General features: G+C 70.2%; 12 protein-coding genes and 1 tRNA gene. 11 read left to right on the top strand and 2 right to left on the bottom strand.

Annotated features, from left to right (window positions below; genetic code table 11):
* The first annotated feature begins 11 nt into the window (after positions 1-11).
* The 6 genes from moaC (at position 12) to ACH492_RS15385 (ending at position 5526) form a co-directional block, all read left to right on the top strand.
* On the top strand, positions 12-524 hold the full coding sequence (gene moaC / locus ACH492_RS15410) for a cyclic pyranopterin monophosphate synthase MoaC (protein ID WP_398987334.1): 513 nt from the start codon (positions 12-14) through the stop codon (positions 522-524).
* A 23-nt stretch (positions 525-547) separates the two neighbouring features.
* A complete protein-coding gene (locus tag ACH492_RS15405; protein ID WP_398987332.1) occupies positions 548-1078 on the top strand; it encodes a molybdenum cofactor biosynthesis protein B in 531 nt (176 codons plus the stop codon).
* Positions 1079-1095: 17 nt separating this feature from the next.
* Positions 1096-1707 carry a GNAT family N-acetyltransferase gene (locus ACH492_RS15400; protein WP_398986650.1) on the top strand — a complete coding sequence of 204 codons (612 nt, stop codon included), beginning with the start codon at positions 1096-1098 and terminating at the stop codon, positions 1705-1707.
* 136 nt (positions 1708-1843) lie between these two features.
* A complete protein-coding gene (gene glpR / locus ACH492_RS15395) occupies positions 1844-2935 on the top strand; it encodes a gephyrin-like molybdotransferase receptor GlpR (RefSeq protein WP_398986647.1) in 1092 nt (363 codons plus the stop codon).
* A gap of 80 nt (positions 2936-3015) precedes the next feature.
* Positions 3016-3089: transfer RNA gene (locus ACH492_RS15390), tRNA-Ala, on the top strand.
* 151 nt (positions 3090-3240) lie between these two features.
* Positions 3241-5526, top strand: a complete 2286-nt coding sequence (locus ACH492_RS15385) for an MMPL family transporter (RefSeq protein WP_398986645.1) — start codon at positions 3241-3243, stop codon at positions 5524-5526.
* Positions 5527-5560: 34 nt separating this feature from the next.
* Here the strand turns inward: ACH492_RS15385 and ACH492_RS15380 are convergent, their stop codons facing one another.
* On the bottom strand, positions 5561-6523 hold the full coding sequence (locus ACH492_RS15380; RefSeq protein WP_398986642.1) for a trypsin-like serine peptidase: 963 nt from the start codon (positions 6521-6523) through the stop codon (positions 5561-5563).
* A 110-nt stretch (positions 6524-6633) separates the two neighbouring features.
* Entirely contained in the window at positions 6634-7119 is a 486-nt protein-coding gene (locus ACH492_RS15375) for a GNAT family N-acetyltransferase (RefSeq protein WP_398986640.1), read from the bottom strand.
* A gap of 61 nt (positions 7120-7180) precedes the next feature.
* On the opposite strand from ACH492_RS15375, the gene ACH492_RS15370 reads away from it, so the two are divergent.
* The 5 genes from ACH492_RS15370 to ACH492_RS15350 all read left to right on the top strand — a co-directional run bounded on the left by ACH492_RS15370 (position 7181) and on the right by ACH492_RS15350 (position 13723).
* Entirely contained in the window at positions 7181-7978 is a 798-nt protein-coding gene (locus ACH492_RS15370) for an exodeoxyribonuclease III (protein ID WP_398986638.1), read from the top strand.
* Between the two features lie 211 nt (positions 7979-8189).
* On the top strand, positions 8190-9029 hold the full coding sequence (locus tag ACH492_RS15365; protein ID WP_398986636.1) for a hypothetical protein: 840 nt from the start codon (positions 8190-8192) through the stop codon (positions 9027-9029).
* A complete protein-coding gene (locus tag ACH492_RS15360; RefSeq protein WP_398986634.1) occupies positions 9026-11269 on the top strand; it encodes a hypothetical protein in 2244 nt (747 codons plus the stop codon). Before ACH492_RS15365 ends, ACH492_RS15360 begins: the two co-directional genes overlap by 4 nt.
* A complete protein-coding gene (locus ACH492_RS15355) occupies positions 11266-13032 on the top strand; it encodes a hypothetical protein (protein ID WP_398986632.1) in 1767 nt (588 codons plus the stop codon). The genes ACH492_RS15360 and ACH492_RS15355 overlap by 4 nt, the downstream gene beginning before the upstream one ends.
* A 13-nt stretch (positions 13033-13045) precedes the next feature.
* Positions 13046-13723 carry a VWA domain-containing protein gene (locus tag ACH492_RS15350; protein WP_398986630.1) on the top strand — a complete coding sequence of 226 codons (678 nt, stop codon included), beginning with the start codon at positions 13046-13048 and terminating at the stop codon, positions 13721-13723.
* Positions 13724-14152: the final 429 nt, after the last annotated feature.

The raw sequence follows: 14152 nt of genomic DNA, 5'->3' as shown, positions 1-14152 counted from the left end.
CCACACAGGCCCTGAGGGGCCAGGACCGGGAGCGCCACAGCAAAATGAGTACGCAAGGCAGGCTGACGCACATCGACGACGCGGGGGCGGCCCGTATGGTCGACGTCTCCGGAAAGGACGTCACCGCACGCACCGCCCGGGCCAGCGGCCGGGTCCTGGTATCACCGCAGGTCGTGGAGTTGCTGCGGGGCGAGGGCGTGCCCAAGGGCGATGCGCTGGCGACGGCCCGTATCGCGGGCATCATGGGCGCCAAGCGCACCCCCGATCTGATCCCGCTCTGCCACCCGCTCGCGGTCTCCGGCGTCACCCTCGATCTGGCGGTCGCGGACGACGCCGTCGAGATCACCGCCACGGTGAAGACCACCGACCGTACGGGCGTCGAGATGGAGGCCCTGACCGCCGTCTCGGTCGCCGCGCTCACCGTCGTCGACATGGTCAAGGCCGTCGACAAGGGCGCGGTGATCACCGACATCCGGGTCGAGGAGAAGACGGGCGGCAAGTCCGGCGACTGGAGCCGGTCGTGAGCCCGGCGCCACGGGCCGGAGAGGTGTACGGCCACAGCCACGGGCCTCGCCCCGAGGCTGCCAGGCGGGCCCTGGTGGTCACAGCGTCCAACCGCGCGGCCGCCGGTGTGTACGAGGACAAGGGCGGCCCGATCCTCGCCGAGGGGCTGGCCGCGCTGGGCTTCCAGGTCGACGGGCCGCGCGTCGTCCCGGACGGGGACCCGGTCGAGCAGGCTCTGCGTGACGGGGTCGCCGCCGCGTACGACGTCATCCTCACCACCGGCGGCACCGGCATCTCACCCACCGACAAGACCCCCGAGGTCACCCGGCGGGTGCTCGACCATGAGATCGCCGGCATCCCCGAGGCGATCCGCGCGTACGGACGCGAGAAGGTGCCCACCGCGGCGCTGTCCCGGGGGCTCGCCGGAGTCGCGGGACGCACCCTGATCGTCAACCTGCCGGGCTCCACCGGCGGAGTGCGTGACGGCCTCGCCGTACTGGAGCAGCTCCTGGTGCATGCCGTGGACCAGATCCGCGGCGGCGATCACCCAAGATCTCCCGGGAGCCCAAGCTGAACGTCCCCACCTGGCCGGTGATCCTGGCGGACGGCGATGTGGTCCTCCGCCCGATAAAGCTGCGCGACCAGCGGAACTGGCGCGAGGTGAACCGGCGCAACCGCGACTGGCTGCGGCCCTGGGAGGCGACCATTCCGCCGCCCGCACCGGGCGGGCCCGTCGCGCAACGGCCCACGTACCGGCAGATGGTCCGCCATCTGCGCACCGAGGCCAACGCGGGCCGGATGCTCCCCTTCGTGATCGAGTACCAGGGCCGACTGGTGGGCCAGTTGACGGTCGCCGGGATCACCTGGGGCTCGATGTGCTCGGGTCATGTCGGCTACTGGGTGGACCGGGAGATCGCGGGCCGCGGGGTCATGCCGACCGCCGTCGCGCTCGCCGTCGACCACTGTTTCCGCTCGGTCGGACTGCACCGCATCGAAGTCTGCATTCGGCCCGAGAACGCCCCCAGTCGCCGGGTCGTGGAGAAACTCGGATTCCGCGAAGAGGGACTGCGCCCTCGTTATCTCCACATCGACGGTGCGTGGCGGGACCATCTGGTGTTCGCCCTCACGGCCGAAGAGGTGCCCGAAGGACTGCTCCGCCGCTGGCACCAGGCACGACCCGGAACGTCCCGGGAAATAAAATAAACGTTCGAAAATGATCGCTGTCGACCATGTTCCGATCTGAACAATCACAAAAAAAGTCCGTGATATCAGCCAGATCGTGCGACACACCGGGCCAATTGGCGGATGCCCTTGCGCGAATCCCTCTACGGTGTGATGCGTGAGCAGCAGCGGCCTCATCTACGCAGTCATCGTCGGGGCCTGGGCCGCCTACTTGGTGCCGATGTGGCTCCGCAGGCAGGACGAGCTCAATGAAGCCCGTCCGACGGAACGCTTCTCCACCGCCATCCGGCTGCTGTCCGGACGCGGTGCAATGGAGCGCCGGTACGCCAAGGAGCTGCGGGAACGCACCGCCGAGCAGGCTGAGCCCGAGGCGGACCCGGATGCCTCCACGGACCGTTTGAGTTCCGTGGACGTCCGGGCCTTCGCCGCGCCCCCGGCCCGTACCGAAGCACGGATGGACATCCCGGCCCGCCAGGCGCCCGTCCCGGCCCAGGCCCAGGCGCGACGCCCGGTGCCGCGTCCGCGTCCGCGGCCGAACGGGTCCGCCGCCGAGCGCGCCCGGCGCACCAAGGTCCTGGCCCGCCGCAGACGTACCACCGTGGTCCTCTTCCTCGCGTTCACGCTCGGCGCGATCGTCGCCGCGGTCGGCGGACTCCGCTTCCTGTGGGCCCCGGCCGTCCCCGCCATACTCCTCAGCGCGTACATCGTCCATCTGCGCACCAAGGAGCGCCGGCGCTTCGCGTTCACCATGGACCGTCGCCGGGCCGAGGCGGCTGCGCAGCGGCTGCGCGAGAACCGTCCCCGCCGGCATCCGGACGCGGCGGCCACCGCCGAGCCGGACGAGGAGCCTGCGGGACGCACCGAGCCAGAACCGGGCAGTGCCCTCTCCCCGCAGGAGGCGGGCCGCCGTGCGCTGGTCGAGCAGACGGACCACGCGGAGTGGGTCGACCAGCAGCGCGAACGCGGGCCGGCGCGAGGCGACAGCTGGGAGCCGGTCCCGGTCCCGCTGCCGACGTACGTCACCGCGCCCGTCGCCCCGCGCGCCACGAGCGGCGTGGACGTGAGCGACCCGGAGACCTGGAGCGCGGCCCGCTCCTCGACGGCGGAACCGACCTCCGGGCCGGCCCCGGCGGCCGACCCCGCGCCGAGCCGGCGCACGCCTGCGGCCCGGCGTGCGCGCGAGCGCGGACGCACCCCGCTCTTCGATCAGTACGCGGACGAGGACAGGCCCCGCGCCGCCAACGAGTGAGCCCGCCATCGGCGCGTGACCAGCGCCGGAACGGATTTCCGAGCACCCCGGCGGGGATGCTAGAGTTTCACTCGTTGCAAGGGCCTGTGGCGCAGTCTGGTAGCGCACCTCGTTCGCATCGAGGGGGTCTGGGGTTCAAATCCCCACAGGTCCACAACAACTGACGAAGTCCCGTCCGATCATCACGATCGGGCGGGACTTCGTCGTTTGCGCATCGTGATGGTGCGCGACCTTACGCATGCCGTCCTGGCGGATCGGGCCTTTAATGCGGAATGTCCGCATCGGGTTCCCGCCGGGAGAGACGCATGACGAAGGCTGAGCTGCCCCCGCAGACCTCCCGCCTGTCCGAACCCACGCCCCGCAAGGGGCTCCTGCGCAGGCTCGGTGAATGGTGCGCCCGCCGTTGTGTGTTCGTCCTCGTCGCCTGGCTGGTCGCCCTCGCCGGCCTTCAGGTCGTCCATCACACGTACGGCGGTGCCTATTCCGACGACTTCTCGCTGCCCGGCGTCCAGTCGACGGAGGGGCTGGACGTGCTCGAGAAGCACCAGCCCTCCGCCGGGGGCTACAGCAGCCAGATCGTTCTGCACGACACCTCGAACCCGCTCACCGCCCACGGCTCGCAGATGTCCACCGCCATCGGCGGTCTGCAGAAGCTGCCGCATGTGATCTCGGCGCAGAATCCGCTGCCTGCCGCCGGGCCCACTCCGCCGCCGCAGCCATCCGGCCAGAACGTCGGTCCGCTGTCCTCGGACGGTTCGACCGCGTACATCACGGTCCGCTTCGACAAGCAGCCCTCCACCTTTGAGGAGTCGTATCTAGACGGGGTGGACAAGGCGGTTCAGCCACTGCGGGCCGCCGGAGTGGATGTGGAGTACGGCGGTCCGCTGGGCGAGCTGGCCCGGCCCCCGGCCGACGACCGGACCAGTGAGGTGATCGGCTTCGCCGTGGCGATCGTGGTCCTGCTGGTCGGCTTCGGCAGTGTGCTCGCCGCCGGTGTGCCGCTGCTGACGGCGCTGATCAGCGTGATCTGCGGGCTTGCCCTGCTCGGGATGATCGCCGCCGTGTTCACCTTCGCGACGGTCTCACCCACCCTGGCCACCATGATCGGCCTCGGTGTGGGTATCGACTACGCGCTGTTCCTGATCACCCGGCACCGGCAGAACCTTATGGACGGCGCGGACCCGGTGAACGCGGCCGGCCAGGCGGTGGCCACCAGCGGTCGGGCGGTGCTCGTCTCCGGATGCACGGTCATCATCGCCCTGGCCGGACTGTCCGTCTCCGGGGTCAGCTTCATCTCCAAACTCGGGGTGGCCGCCGCCGTCACCGTGGTCACGGCGGTCATCGGCGCGCTGACGCTGGTGCCCGCCCTGCTGGGGCTGATCGGCCGGCGGATCGACAAGTACCGGGTGCGCAAGCCGATCGCCGAGACGGACGCCCAGCCGGGTGAGGAGGCGCACGGAACCTGGCACCGGTACGCGCGGCGCGTCCAGCGCCGGCCGTGGCAGTTCCTGGCCGGCGGTGTGGCCGCCATCGCGGTGCTCGCCATCCCGCTGTTCTCCATCCAGCTCGGCCATATCGGGGACGGCGCGGACCCGAAGTCCTTCACCGACCGGCGGGCGTTCGACCTGATGTCCGAGGCCTTCGGGCCGGGCTCCAACGGGCCGATGACCCTCGTCATCGACCAGACGTCGGTGGCGGCGGCCGACCGGGCGGCGCTCTCCTCGCAGGCCCAGCAGGCGCTCACCAATGTGCCAGGGGCGGCCACGATCACGCCGCTGAAGCCGACTCAGGACGGGGACGTACTGGTCGCGACCGCCTATTCGCAGCAGGCGCCACAGGACGAGGACACCACAAAGCTGGTCAACCGGCTGGTGGACGACATCCTGCCGCACGCCGTCTCCGGCACCTCCGCCCACGGCTATGTGACCGGCACGACCGCCGCCCAGGTCGACTTCCTGGACATCGTCTCCAGCCGGCTGCCCCTGATCATCGCCGTGGTGGTCGCTCTCGCCTTCGTCATCATCCTGATCGTCTTCCGCGGAGTGCTGGTCGCGGTCAAGGCGGCGGTGCTCAACGTCCTTTCCATCGCGGCCTCGTACGGAGTCGTGGTCGCCGTCTTCCAGTGGGGCTGGGGCGGCCCGGCGCTGGGGGTGTCGGGCAAGGTGCCCGTGGAGAGCTATGTGCCGATGATGATGTTCGCGATCGTCTTCGGTCTGAGCATGGACTACGAGATCTTCCTGCTCTCCCGCGTCCATGAGGCGTGGCTGCGCACCGGCGACCCGAAGGCGAGCGTCGCGCACGCGCTGGAGATCACCGCGCTGGTGATCACCTGTGCCGCGCTGATCATGGTCAGCGTCTTCGCCGCCTTCATCATCAGCGACAACATCGTGGTGAAGATGCTGGGGCTCGGCCTCGCCGTGAGCGTGCTGATCGACGCGACCGTGGTGCGGCTGCTGCTGGTGCCGGCGGTGATGACGCTGCTCGGCCGGGCCGCCTGGTGGACCCCGCGGTGGCTGGACCGGATCCTGCCCCATGTGGACACCGAGGGCGTGCACGAGACTGCGGCCGCGCCCCGGGGCGGCGGGGGCTGAGCGGCCCCCGCCGGCCCGAGTGGCTCCAAGTGGCTCAGGAGACCTGGGCCTTGTCGTAGACGGCCTTGGCCTCATTGCCGAAGTACGGCCCGAACATCCGGTTCGGCAGGAAGACGTAACCGAAGCTGTTCACCGAGGCCTGCAGGCCGGTGCCGGTGGCCTCGCTGAACGAGGTGAACCAGGGGCCGCCGCTGGAGCCGCCCGTCATGTTGCAGCCCAGGCTGTGGTCCTTGGAGAACAGGAAGTCCTTCGAGGAGTTCCCGCTGCAGTAGATGAGCCTCGTGCCGTCGTACGGAGAGGCCGCGGGGAAGCCGAAGGCGTACATCGCCTTGTTGTAGCCGCCGTTGAAGCTCAGGCCCTGCGCGCCGACCGTCTCGGCGAGCTTCTTGCCGCCCAGCGGGGCGACGACGGCCGCGCCGACGTCGTAGTTGATGTCCTCGCTCGCCACCCACTGGTCGGTGGAGAAGGTCTTGGTGGCGGACCACTGGCCGTACGGCGCCTGGCCGTTGTTGTACGCGGGCACGAAGACCCAGTTGGTGTGCCAGCTGCCCTGGTACTTCACGCAGTGGCCCGCGGTGATCACGGTGCTGCCGTTCTGGCTGGTGACGGAGTTGCCGGAGCAGGAGGCCGTACGCCCCTGGAAGCTGAAGAACACCCGCCCGGACGTCTTGACCACGGCGCCGCCACCCGTCCACGGGCCGCCGGCCTGCGGGAACGCGGCGGGCGAGACGGCGGTGGCGGGTATGACGGTTTCCTTGCCGCCGCGCTTGGGAGTTCCCAGCGCCTTGAGACCGTCGCGGGTCAGTGGCAGCAGATCGAGCGGGGTGGCGTTGCGCATCCGTTCAGCGGTCCAGAAGCCCTGCGTCTGCTGCTGCTTGAAGACGGTGGGGGTGGGGGAGGGAGCGGGGGCGGCGCCGGCGGTCGTGGCCGACAGTGCGCCGACGAGCAGGGTGGCGACGGTCAACAGGATCCCGGCGGGGGTGCGATGGCGTCTCACGCATGTCTCCTTCTGCCGTGCCCGCGCGTGGTGTCGCGCGGGCAGGGTGGGGGATGAGCCGGTGCGGATCGGCGTGCGTGAGGCAGAGTGCCACGGGAAGCGCGCTTATGTCAGGGGCGCGACAAGAGCTTCGCGAAGCAGCGGCTGCTCTCGTACTCCCGGTAGTGGCCGAATTTCGAGCACGGCAGATAGCCGGCCGAGGTGTAGAGCCCGATCGCCTCAGGCTGCATGATGCCGGTCTCCAGCACCATCCGGGTACGGCCGACGGCGCGGGCGTCCTCCTCCAGGGCGGCCAGGATGCGACGGGCGAGGCCGAGGCCGCGTGCCTCGGGGACCACGTACATGCGCTTGAGCTCGGCGTCTCCGTCGGAGTAGCCCTCGGGGTTCGCGTCCTGCGAGCGCCAGCCGCCGGTCGCCACGGGTCGGCCCTGATCGTCGTACGCGAGGAGGTAGAGGCCGCGGGGCGGCAGGAACATCGAGGGGTCGAGCGGTGTGACATCGCCCTCGTCCTGGTACCGCTCGGCGTATTCGAGCTGGACCTGGTCGTTGAGTTTGACGGCGTCGGGGTGGTCGAACGGCGTGGCGCGGAAATTCATGGGCAGATCGTACGGGTATGCGAATGCGGGCTGACGGTGCGGTGCTCGGTAGGGTGCCGGGATGCTCACCGTGACAACCGTGAATGTGAATGGACTCCGCGCCGCCGCCAAGAAGGGCTTCGTCGACTGGCTGGCCGGTACCGACGCCGACGCGATCTGCCTCCAGGAGGTCCGGGCCGAGGCCCACCAGCTCCCGGACGAGGTACGCGAGCCGGACGGCTGGCACACGGTGCACGCCCCGGCCGCGGCGAAGGGGCGCGCGGGTGTCTCCCTCTACACGCGACGTGAGCCGGACGCGGTACGGATCGGCTTCGGGTCGGCCGAGTTCGACGGAAGCGGGCGGTACGTCGAGGCTGACCTGCCGGGTGTCACCGTGGCGAGCCTGTATCTGCCCTCTGGCCAGGTGGGGACGGACCGCCAGGACGAGAAGATCCGGTTCATGGACGAGTTCCTGCCCTATCTGCGCGAACTGAAGGCCCGCGCGGCGGCGGACGGGCGCGAGGTGGTGGTGTGCGGCGACTGGAACATCGCGCACCAGGAGGCGGACCTCAAGAACTGGAAGGGCAACAAGAAGAACTCCGGCTTCCTGCCCGAGGAGCGGGAGTGGCTGTCCCGGGTCTTCGGCGAGGCCGAGTACGTGGACGTGGTGCGGGCACTGCACCCCGACCAGGAGGGGCCGTACTCGTGGTGGTCGTACCGTGGGCGGGCCTTCGACAACGACACGGGCTGGCGGATCGACTACCAGGTGGCGACCGCGGGCCTGGCGGGGCGCGCGGTGAAGGCGTGGGTGGAGCGGGCGGTGACGCATGGGGAGCGGTGGAGCGACCATGCGCCGGTGACGGCAGTTTACGAGCTGTAGCCGGATTCGCCTTCGCGGCCGACTGCCGTACACCCATTCAACTCAACTGAAGAGACAGTGGACTTGATCGGTCGGAATGCGTCCGACCGCGCTGGATTTTTGATCTACTTCGGTCAATTTCAGCTATGAGTCAACTGGCGTATACCCGTGCCGCGGCGATGTCGTACTACTGGGGCAGCTGATCGACAGCAGCCTTCGGGAGGTACGCCAAATGGCTGGTCACGCCACACACCGCTGGATCGTGGTCCTGGACATCGAGAACTTCAGTGTGCGCACCGATCCGGTTCAGCGATCAGTGCGCGCCGCGATGTACGAGACGCTCAAGAGCGCGATGGAGCGGTCCGGGCTGCCGGTCGAGGACATTGTGTGCGAGGACCGGGGCGACGGCGTTTTGATGATCGCGCCGGGAACGGTCTCGCCGCTCCTGCTCGCGGGGCCGTTCATCCGTGAGCTCGACGACGAACTCGCCCAGAAAAGCGCGATGTTCAGCAAGGCGCACGCCCTCCGGTTCCGGGTGTCGCTGCATCAGGGGCTCGCCGTACAGGACGCGGAGGGCTGGTCGGGCGACGCGGTCAACACCGCCTGCCGACTGGTGGATGCCCAGCCGCTGCGCGATGTTCTGGTCGCCGCGCCCTCCGCCCGCATGGTGTTCATCGTCTCGGACGAGACCTACCGCGGGGTGATCAGGCACGGTCATCGCGGTATCGACCCGGCTGCGTATCTGCCGATGCGGTTCGCCACCAAGCACGGCGAGGTCGTCCACAGCTGGATCACCGTGCCCGGGTATCCCGCGCCGCCCGGCCTCCCGCCGGTCGGCGAGGACGACGACGGAGGCAATGGAGGCGGCGGTGGCAAAGGGGGCGGTGGCGAGGGCGGTGGTGGTGAAGGGGGCGGCCCGGCGGCCCCCGCGGGCCCCGTCGGCCCCGGCGGGCAGCAGGCGCCCGGTGGCGCGTACCGCCCGGTGACCTTCCACACCGGAACGGTCCAGGGAGACCAGTTCGCAGGTGACAAGACCGTCAACGTGAACACCACGGGGCCGGTGCGGCCATGACCGCACCCGCGTCAGGAGCTCCGGCCGCCGGCGGCGCAGGGGGGAGCCCGCCGGCGGCCGGAACGGGGGGGCCGGCGGCGGGCGGGGCACCGGACAGCGCCCCGCCCGCCCCGGTCCAGGGGGCCGAAGGATCCGCCGCACCGTCGGGCGAACAACCGGACGGTGCGGCGGCCCAGCAGGAGGCGCCGCAGTCGGGCCCCGGAGCCGAGTCCTTCGAGGCCACCGGTCAGATGGGACAGGGATCGCTGCGCCACGGCCATCTGCAGAACGCGGTGGCGAACGTCGAGGGCGACATCGTGGGCGGCGACAAGTACGTGCTGCTCCTGGGCGGCACAAAGAAGCGGCTGCGCACCCTGTCGCCGCTGATCGAGGAGCGGGTGCGCTTCGCGTACCACCAGCCGCCCTGCTTCACCGCCGCGAGTGAGGCCCTGCGCAAGCAGAACCTCCTGATCCTGCGTGGCGCGCCCGGGTACGGAAAGTCGGCCCTGGCCGTGCGTCTGCTGATGGGAGCCTGCCAGGGCGGCCCCGTGTACCACCTGGACAGCAATGTGGACTTCGCCTCGCTCGCCGAGCAGTTGGAGAGCGGCAGCGGCGGGATCGAGCCGGGCGTGGGCTTCCTGCTCGACCAGCCGGCCGACATCGGAAACCTGGACCGGGAGGTCTTCGAGAAGGTCCAGGGGGCGCTGTCCCGGGCCGGTGCCTGGATGGTGCTGACCGTGCCCAGTACCGAGGTGTCCGACAGCGAACTGCTCAGCGGCGTACTGGATGTGAGTGAGGAACCGGACCAGCAGGCCGTCCTCCGCGCCCATGTCCGCTGGCGCCTGGGGGAACGTGCCGCCGGCCGGCTGCTGGCCAGGCCCGATGTGTACGACCTCCTCGCGGAGCTGCTCGCGGGCGACCCCGCCTGTCGGCAGGCCGGTGAACTGGCCGCCGCGCTCTGCGAGGAGTACGAGTCGGGGGAGCTGAGCCCGGAGCGCCTCAGGGAGCGCCGGGCGCGCATGGAGGCCGAGGACTTCGAGATCTGGGCCGAGAACCTGCCCGACACGGCCGCCCGCAGCCTGGCGCTGGCGCTCGCGGTGCTGAACGGGCTGCCCCAGGAGTACGTCGCGCGGGCGGCACGCGCCCTGCGGGACCGGCTGGAGGACGACGCGCCGTACATCAGGGCCGCAGGGCCCGACGGTCGCCTGCCGCAGCCCAGGGACCTGTTCGCGGTGCCTCGGCGCAGACAGCTGACCCTGCTGCGGGCCCGTGCGGTGCCCAAGTCCCAGGGTGAGCCCGGCGAGGTGCTGGAGTACAAGGATCCGGACTATCCGCGCCTGGTCATCCGGCACGCCTGGACCCAGTACGAGATCCAGGAAGAACTGCTCGACTGGCTGGGCGAGTTGGTCATGGACCCCTCGGAAGAGGTCCGTGTGTACGCGGCCGCCGGTCTGGGCGTGCTCGCCGCCGACTCCTTCGGCTATGTGTCCGGCCGGATCCTGCAGCGATGGGCGTACAGCGACAGCGCGTACCGCCGTGCTGCCGTGGCCTACGCCCTGTCCGTCGGCTGCCGTGACGCCTGGGTCCGGGACCAGGCCGCCGCCATGGTGGAGACATGGCTCGCCGACCGCAGCCGCCCGCTGGGACAGGCGACGGCTGCCCGCGTCCATGGTCTCGGCGCGGTGACGGACCGTGCGGTGGAGGAGATCGGGCGGCTGGCCGTGGTGGGCAATGTGACCGTGGCGGTGGCGGTCGGATGCAGCCTGGCCGACCTGCTGGCGGACGACTTCGAGCTGGCGGCAGCCGTACTGAACATGCTCCATGAGCAGGCGGCGGACTACCGGGCGCGCCCCACGGCTCTGCTGTCCTTCCTGATCCTCGCGGCCCAGCTCGTCATCGAGACCGAGGAGCGGGGCATGGGCGGACAGGTGCCCGGCAGGCCCGCGCTGCTGTACCTGGCCCACCGGCAGCCGGAGTTGCAGGAGCCGTTCATCAGGCTCTGGCGTGCGGCGCTGAACCAGGCCTTCTTCGACGACGAGGCGGAGCAGGTGATCCGGAACTGGGCGGCGCTGGCCGAGCGCGACCCGCAGCTGCGCGAGATGTTCCGCTTGATGATCGGCGCGATCGCCTACGGGGACGAGCGCTCGGGCCGGATCCTGCGGCGGTGCGCCGACGACTGGACGCACCCGGACAACCTGGCGCCGCTGCCGCTGGCCGCCGCCACCGTTCATGCCCAGCTCGACCTGGAGAAGGTGCCGTGACCGTCTCGCTGATTCTCAATGACCGCCCGATCCCGCGCAGCCAGGTTGGCGCGCTCCCGAACCTTCCCCCGAGCGTGGCGATCGTCTACCCGGTCGAAGGCGCTCCGTGGGAGGTCGAGACCGTCCGTACGCGCAGCCAGCGGTGGTTCGGCAAGAACCGGACCTGCTACGCCGTCGACCTCAGTGACCACAGGCGCTCCGCCAAGCTCACTGAAACCCCGCTGACTTGCGAGGACGGCGGACATCGCTTCGAGGCGAAGATCGATGTCGGATTCCGGGTCCATGACCCGGTGCGGCTGGTGCGCGGCAACGTCCAGGACGCCCTTTCCGTGATCTACGGCTATCTGACGCATCAAATGCGCCTCTACGCGGCCGAGTTCCCCATCACCGAGGCGATGGCCGCCCAGACGCGCATGAACCGGGCCTTCGCCCAGGACATCCTGCTCGCCGAAGGCATCACCATCTACCACTGCACCATCCAGCTGGAACCGGACGCCGCCTCGCGCGAATTCATCCGCCGGCTCAGGAAGGCGGAACGGGAAGACGCACTGGGGCTGCATTCGAACAAGGCGGCCGTCGGGCAGGCCTGGCACTCCGAGTCGATCAAGGACATCGAGCATCAGGCGCGGATCGCCCGTGAGGAGCAGGAGCGCAAGGTGATGGCGGGCATCCAGCTCGACTTCGCGGGTCTGGTCCGGGAACACCTGACCAAGCACCCCAATGACACCCACGAGGCCATGGGCCTGCTGATGCGGCTCGAGGAATCCCGGCTCGGCCAGGTGGAGATCCAGGAGCAGCGCCATGTGGAGATGGTCAAGTACCTGATCGACAAGGGCGTGGTCAGGGACGTCGACCTGCCGGGTGTACGCAACGGGGTGCTGGGAGCGGGCGGCCCGGGAGCGGGGGTGGCGGGTGTCCTGCCGCACTCGGGGCAGGCGCCCTCGTCCGGTCCCGCGCCTGCCATCGGTCCGGGCCATGCGGCTCCGGCGCACGGCCATCCGGCCGCGGCGCAGGGCGGCGGCGCGCCGTCGGCGATCCCGCAGTCCCGGTCCGCCCCCGTCCGTACATGGGGCGACGCCGGAGCACAGCCCGCCGCCGGAGCGCCGGTCACAGGTCTGGTGCCGGTCTATGTGGTCCTCGACGCCTCGGCGGCCGCGGCCGGCTGCACGACCGAACTGGCCAACGCCCTGCGGTCGTTGCAGACCCTGCTGGCCAACAGTCCGGACGTGGCGGCCGCGGTGCGGCTCTCCGTGCTCTCGTACGCCGACACGGCCGAAGTGCTGCTGCCACTCACCGAGGTGACCTGGCAGACGGGCATCCCCGACCTGCGCGGCGGGCCGGGATGCCGGTATGCGCCGGCCTTCCGGCGACTGCTGGACCTGGTGCCGCTGGAGACGGAACGGCTCAAGCAGCAGGTGGCCCGGGTGCTCAGGCCCGTGGTCTTCCTCCTCGCCGTGGGAGAGGCCGAGGACACGCCCCAATGGGGCGATGTGCGCGCGGAGTTGATGCAGCACAAGTACCACCCGCACCTGGTGGCCTGCGGCATCGGCGAGGTCGGGGAACGCACCGTCGAACGCCTCGCCAGCCGGCCCGAACTCGGTGTCGTGGCGGCTCCCGGGGCCGATCTCGCCCAGTCGGCTGTGCAGTTCTCCGTACTCCTGCAGAACACCGTGCTGCATCTCGGGCGGAGTGCCCTGGCGGGCGGAATGGAACTCCGCCTGGACTGCCCGCAGGGCCTGACTCCCGTCAAGAACGTTCAGTAGAAAGGAAACACGCATGGCCGAGACACTCGGGCAGCTGCTGCCGGTGTACGTACTGGCGGACGAGTCCTATTCGATGGCCTCTCAAGTCAACGACCTCAACGCCGGGATGAAATCGCTGCACATGGCCCTGCTCGGTGAGCCGATGGCAGCGGCCAAAGTGCGGTTCTCCGTGCTGGGCTTCTCCAACACCGTCACGGAACACCTGATCCTGGCGGACCTCAGAGGTGAGAGCGAGCTGCCCCGGCTCTCGGCCGGCGGCGGGACCAGCTACGAGGCGGCCTTCAGCGCGCTGCTCCAGCGCGTGCCCAACGATGTGAGCAGCCTCAAGAGCCAGGGTTACCGGGTGCATCGTCCCGCGGTGTTCTTCCTCAGCGACGGACAGCCCAATCCGAATGAGAACTGGACGGAGGTGCACCGCAGACTCACCGACCGCAACGTCACCAGCGCGGCGCCCAACGTCATCGCCTTCGGTATCGGAGACGCCGAGGCCGAGACCATCCTCAACGTCGCTACGCAGGCGGAGTTCGCCTTCATCTCCCTGCCCGGGTCACAACTCGGTGATTCCATCGCCAAGTTCTTCACCGCGCTCACCAAGAGCGTCGTGGAGTCGGGCAACGCGATGGCCTCGGGCCAGGCGGAGCTGGTCGTGGAGAAGCCCGAGGGCTTCCGGCTCGCGATCGACGAGGTGTGACGGTGGAGTTCTTCGGGAGGAAGGGGCGATCCAAGGACGCGGAGGAGCCCGCCGCGTCCAGTGAGCCTTCCGCGCCGGTGCCACCCCCTGGCCCTCCTCCGCCGGTGCCACCTGCCCGGCACCCTGACGGGCAGCATCAGCAGCCCCCTCGGCAGGCGGGGGGTGGGTACGTGCAGCAGCAGTATCTGGAGCCGGGATACGCGCGGCCTCCGCAACCGCAGCCGCCACCGCCGCAGCACCCGCATCAGCCTTCGCAGCAGCACCCGCAGGAGGCGCCGCCGCGGCCGCAGCCTCAGCAGCAACGACCGCAGCAGCAACACCCGCAGCACCCGCAACCACCGCAGCAGCAACGACCGCGGCAGGCTCAACCACCGCAGCAGCCCCCTCCGCGGCCGCACCCTCCGACGCCGGGTTACGCCCAGGCTCCAC

Source organism: Streptomyces sp. NPDC019443, from assembly GCF_044389785.1.
In the GTDB taxonomy this organism is placed as follows: domain Bacteria; phylum Actinomycetota; class Actinomycetes; order Streptomycetales; family Streptomycetaceae; genus Streptomyces.
Note: the sequence above shows the minus strand (reverse complement) of the source record. Positions and strands in the feature narration are given on the sequence as shown.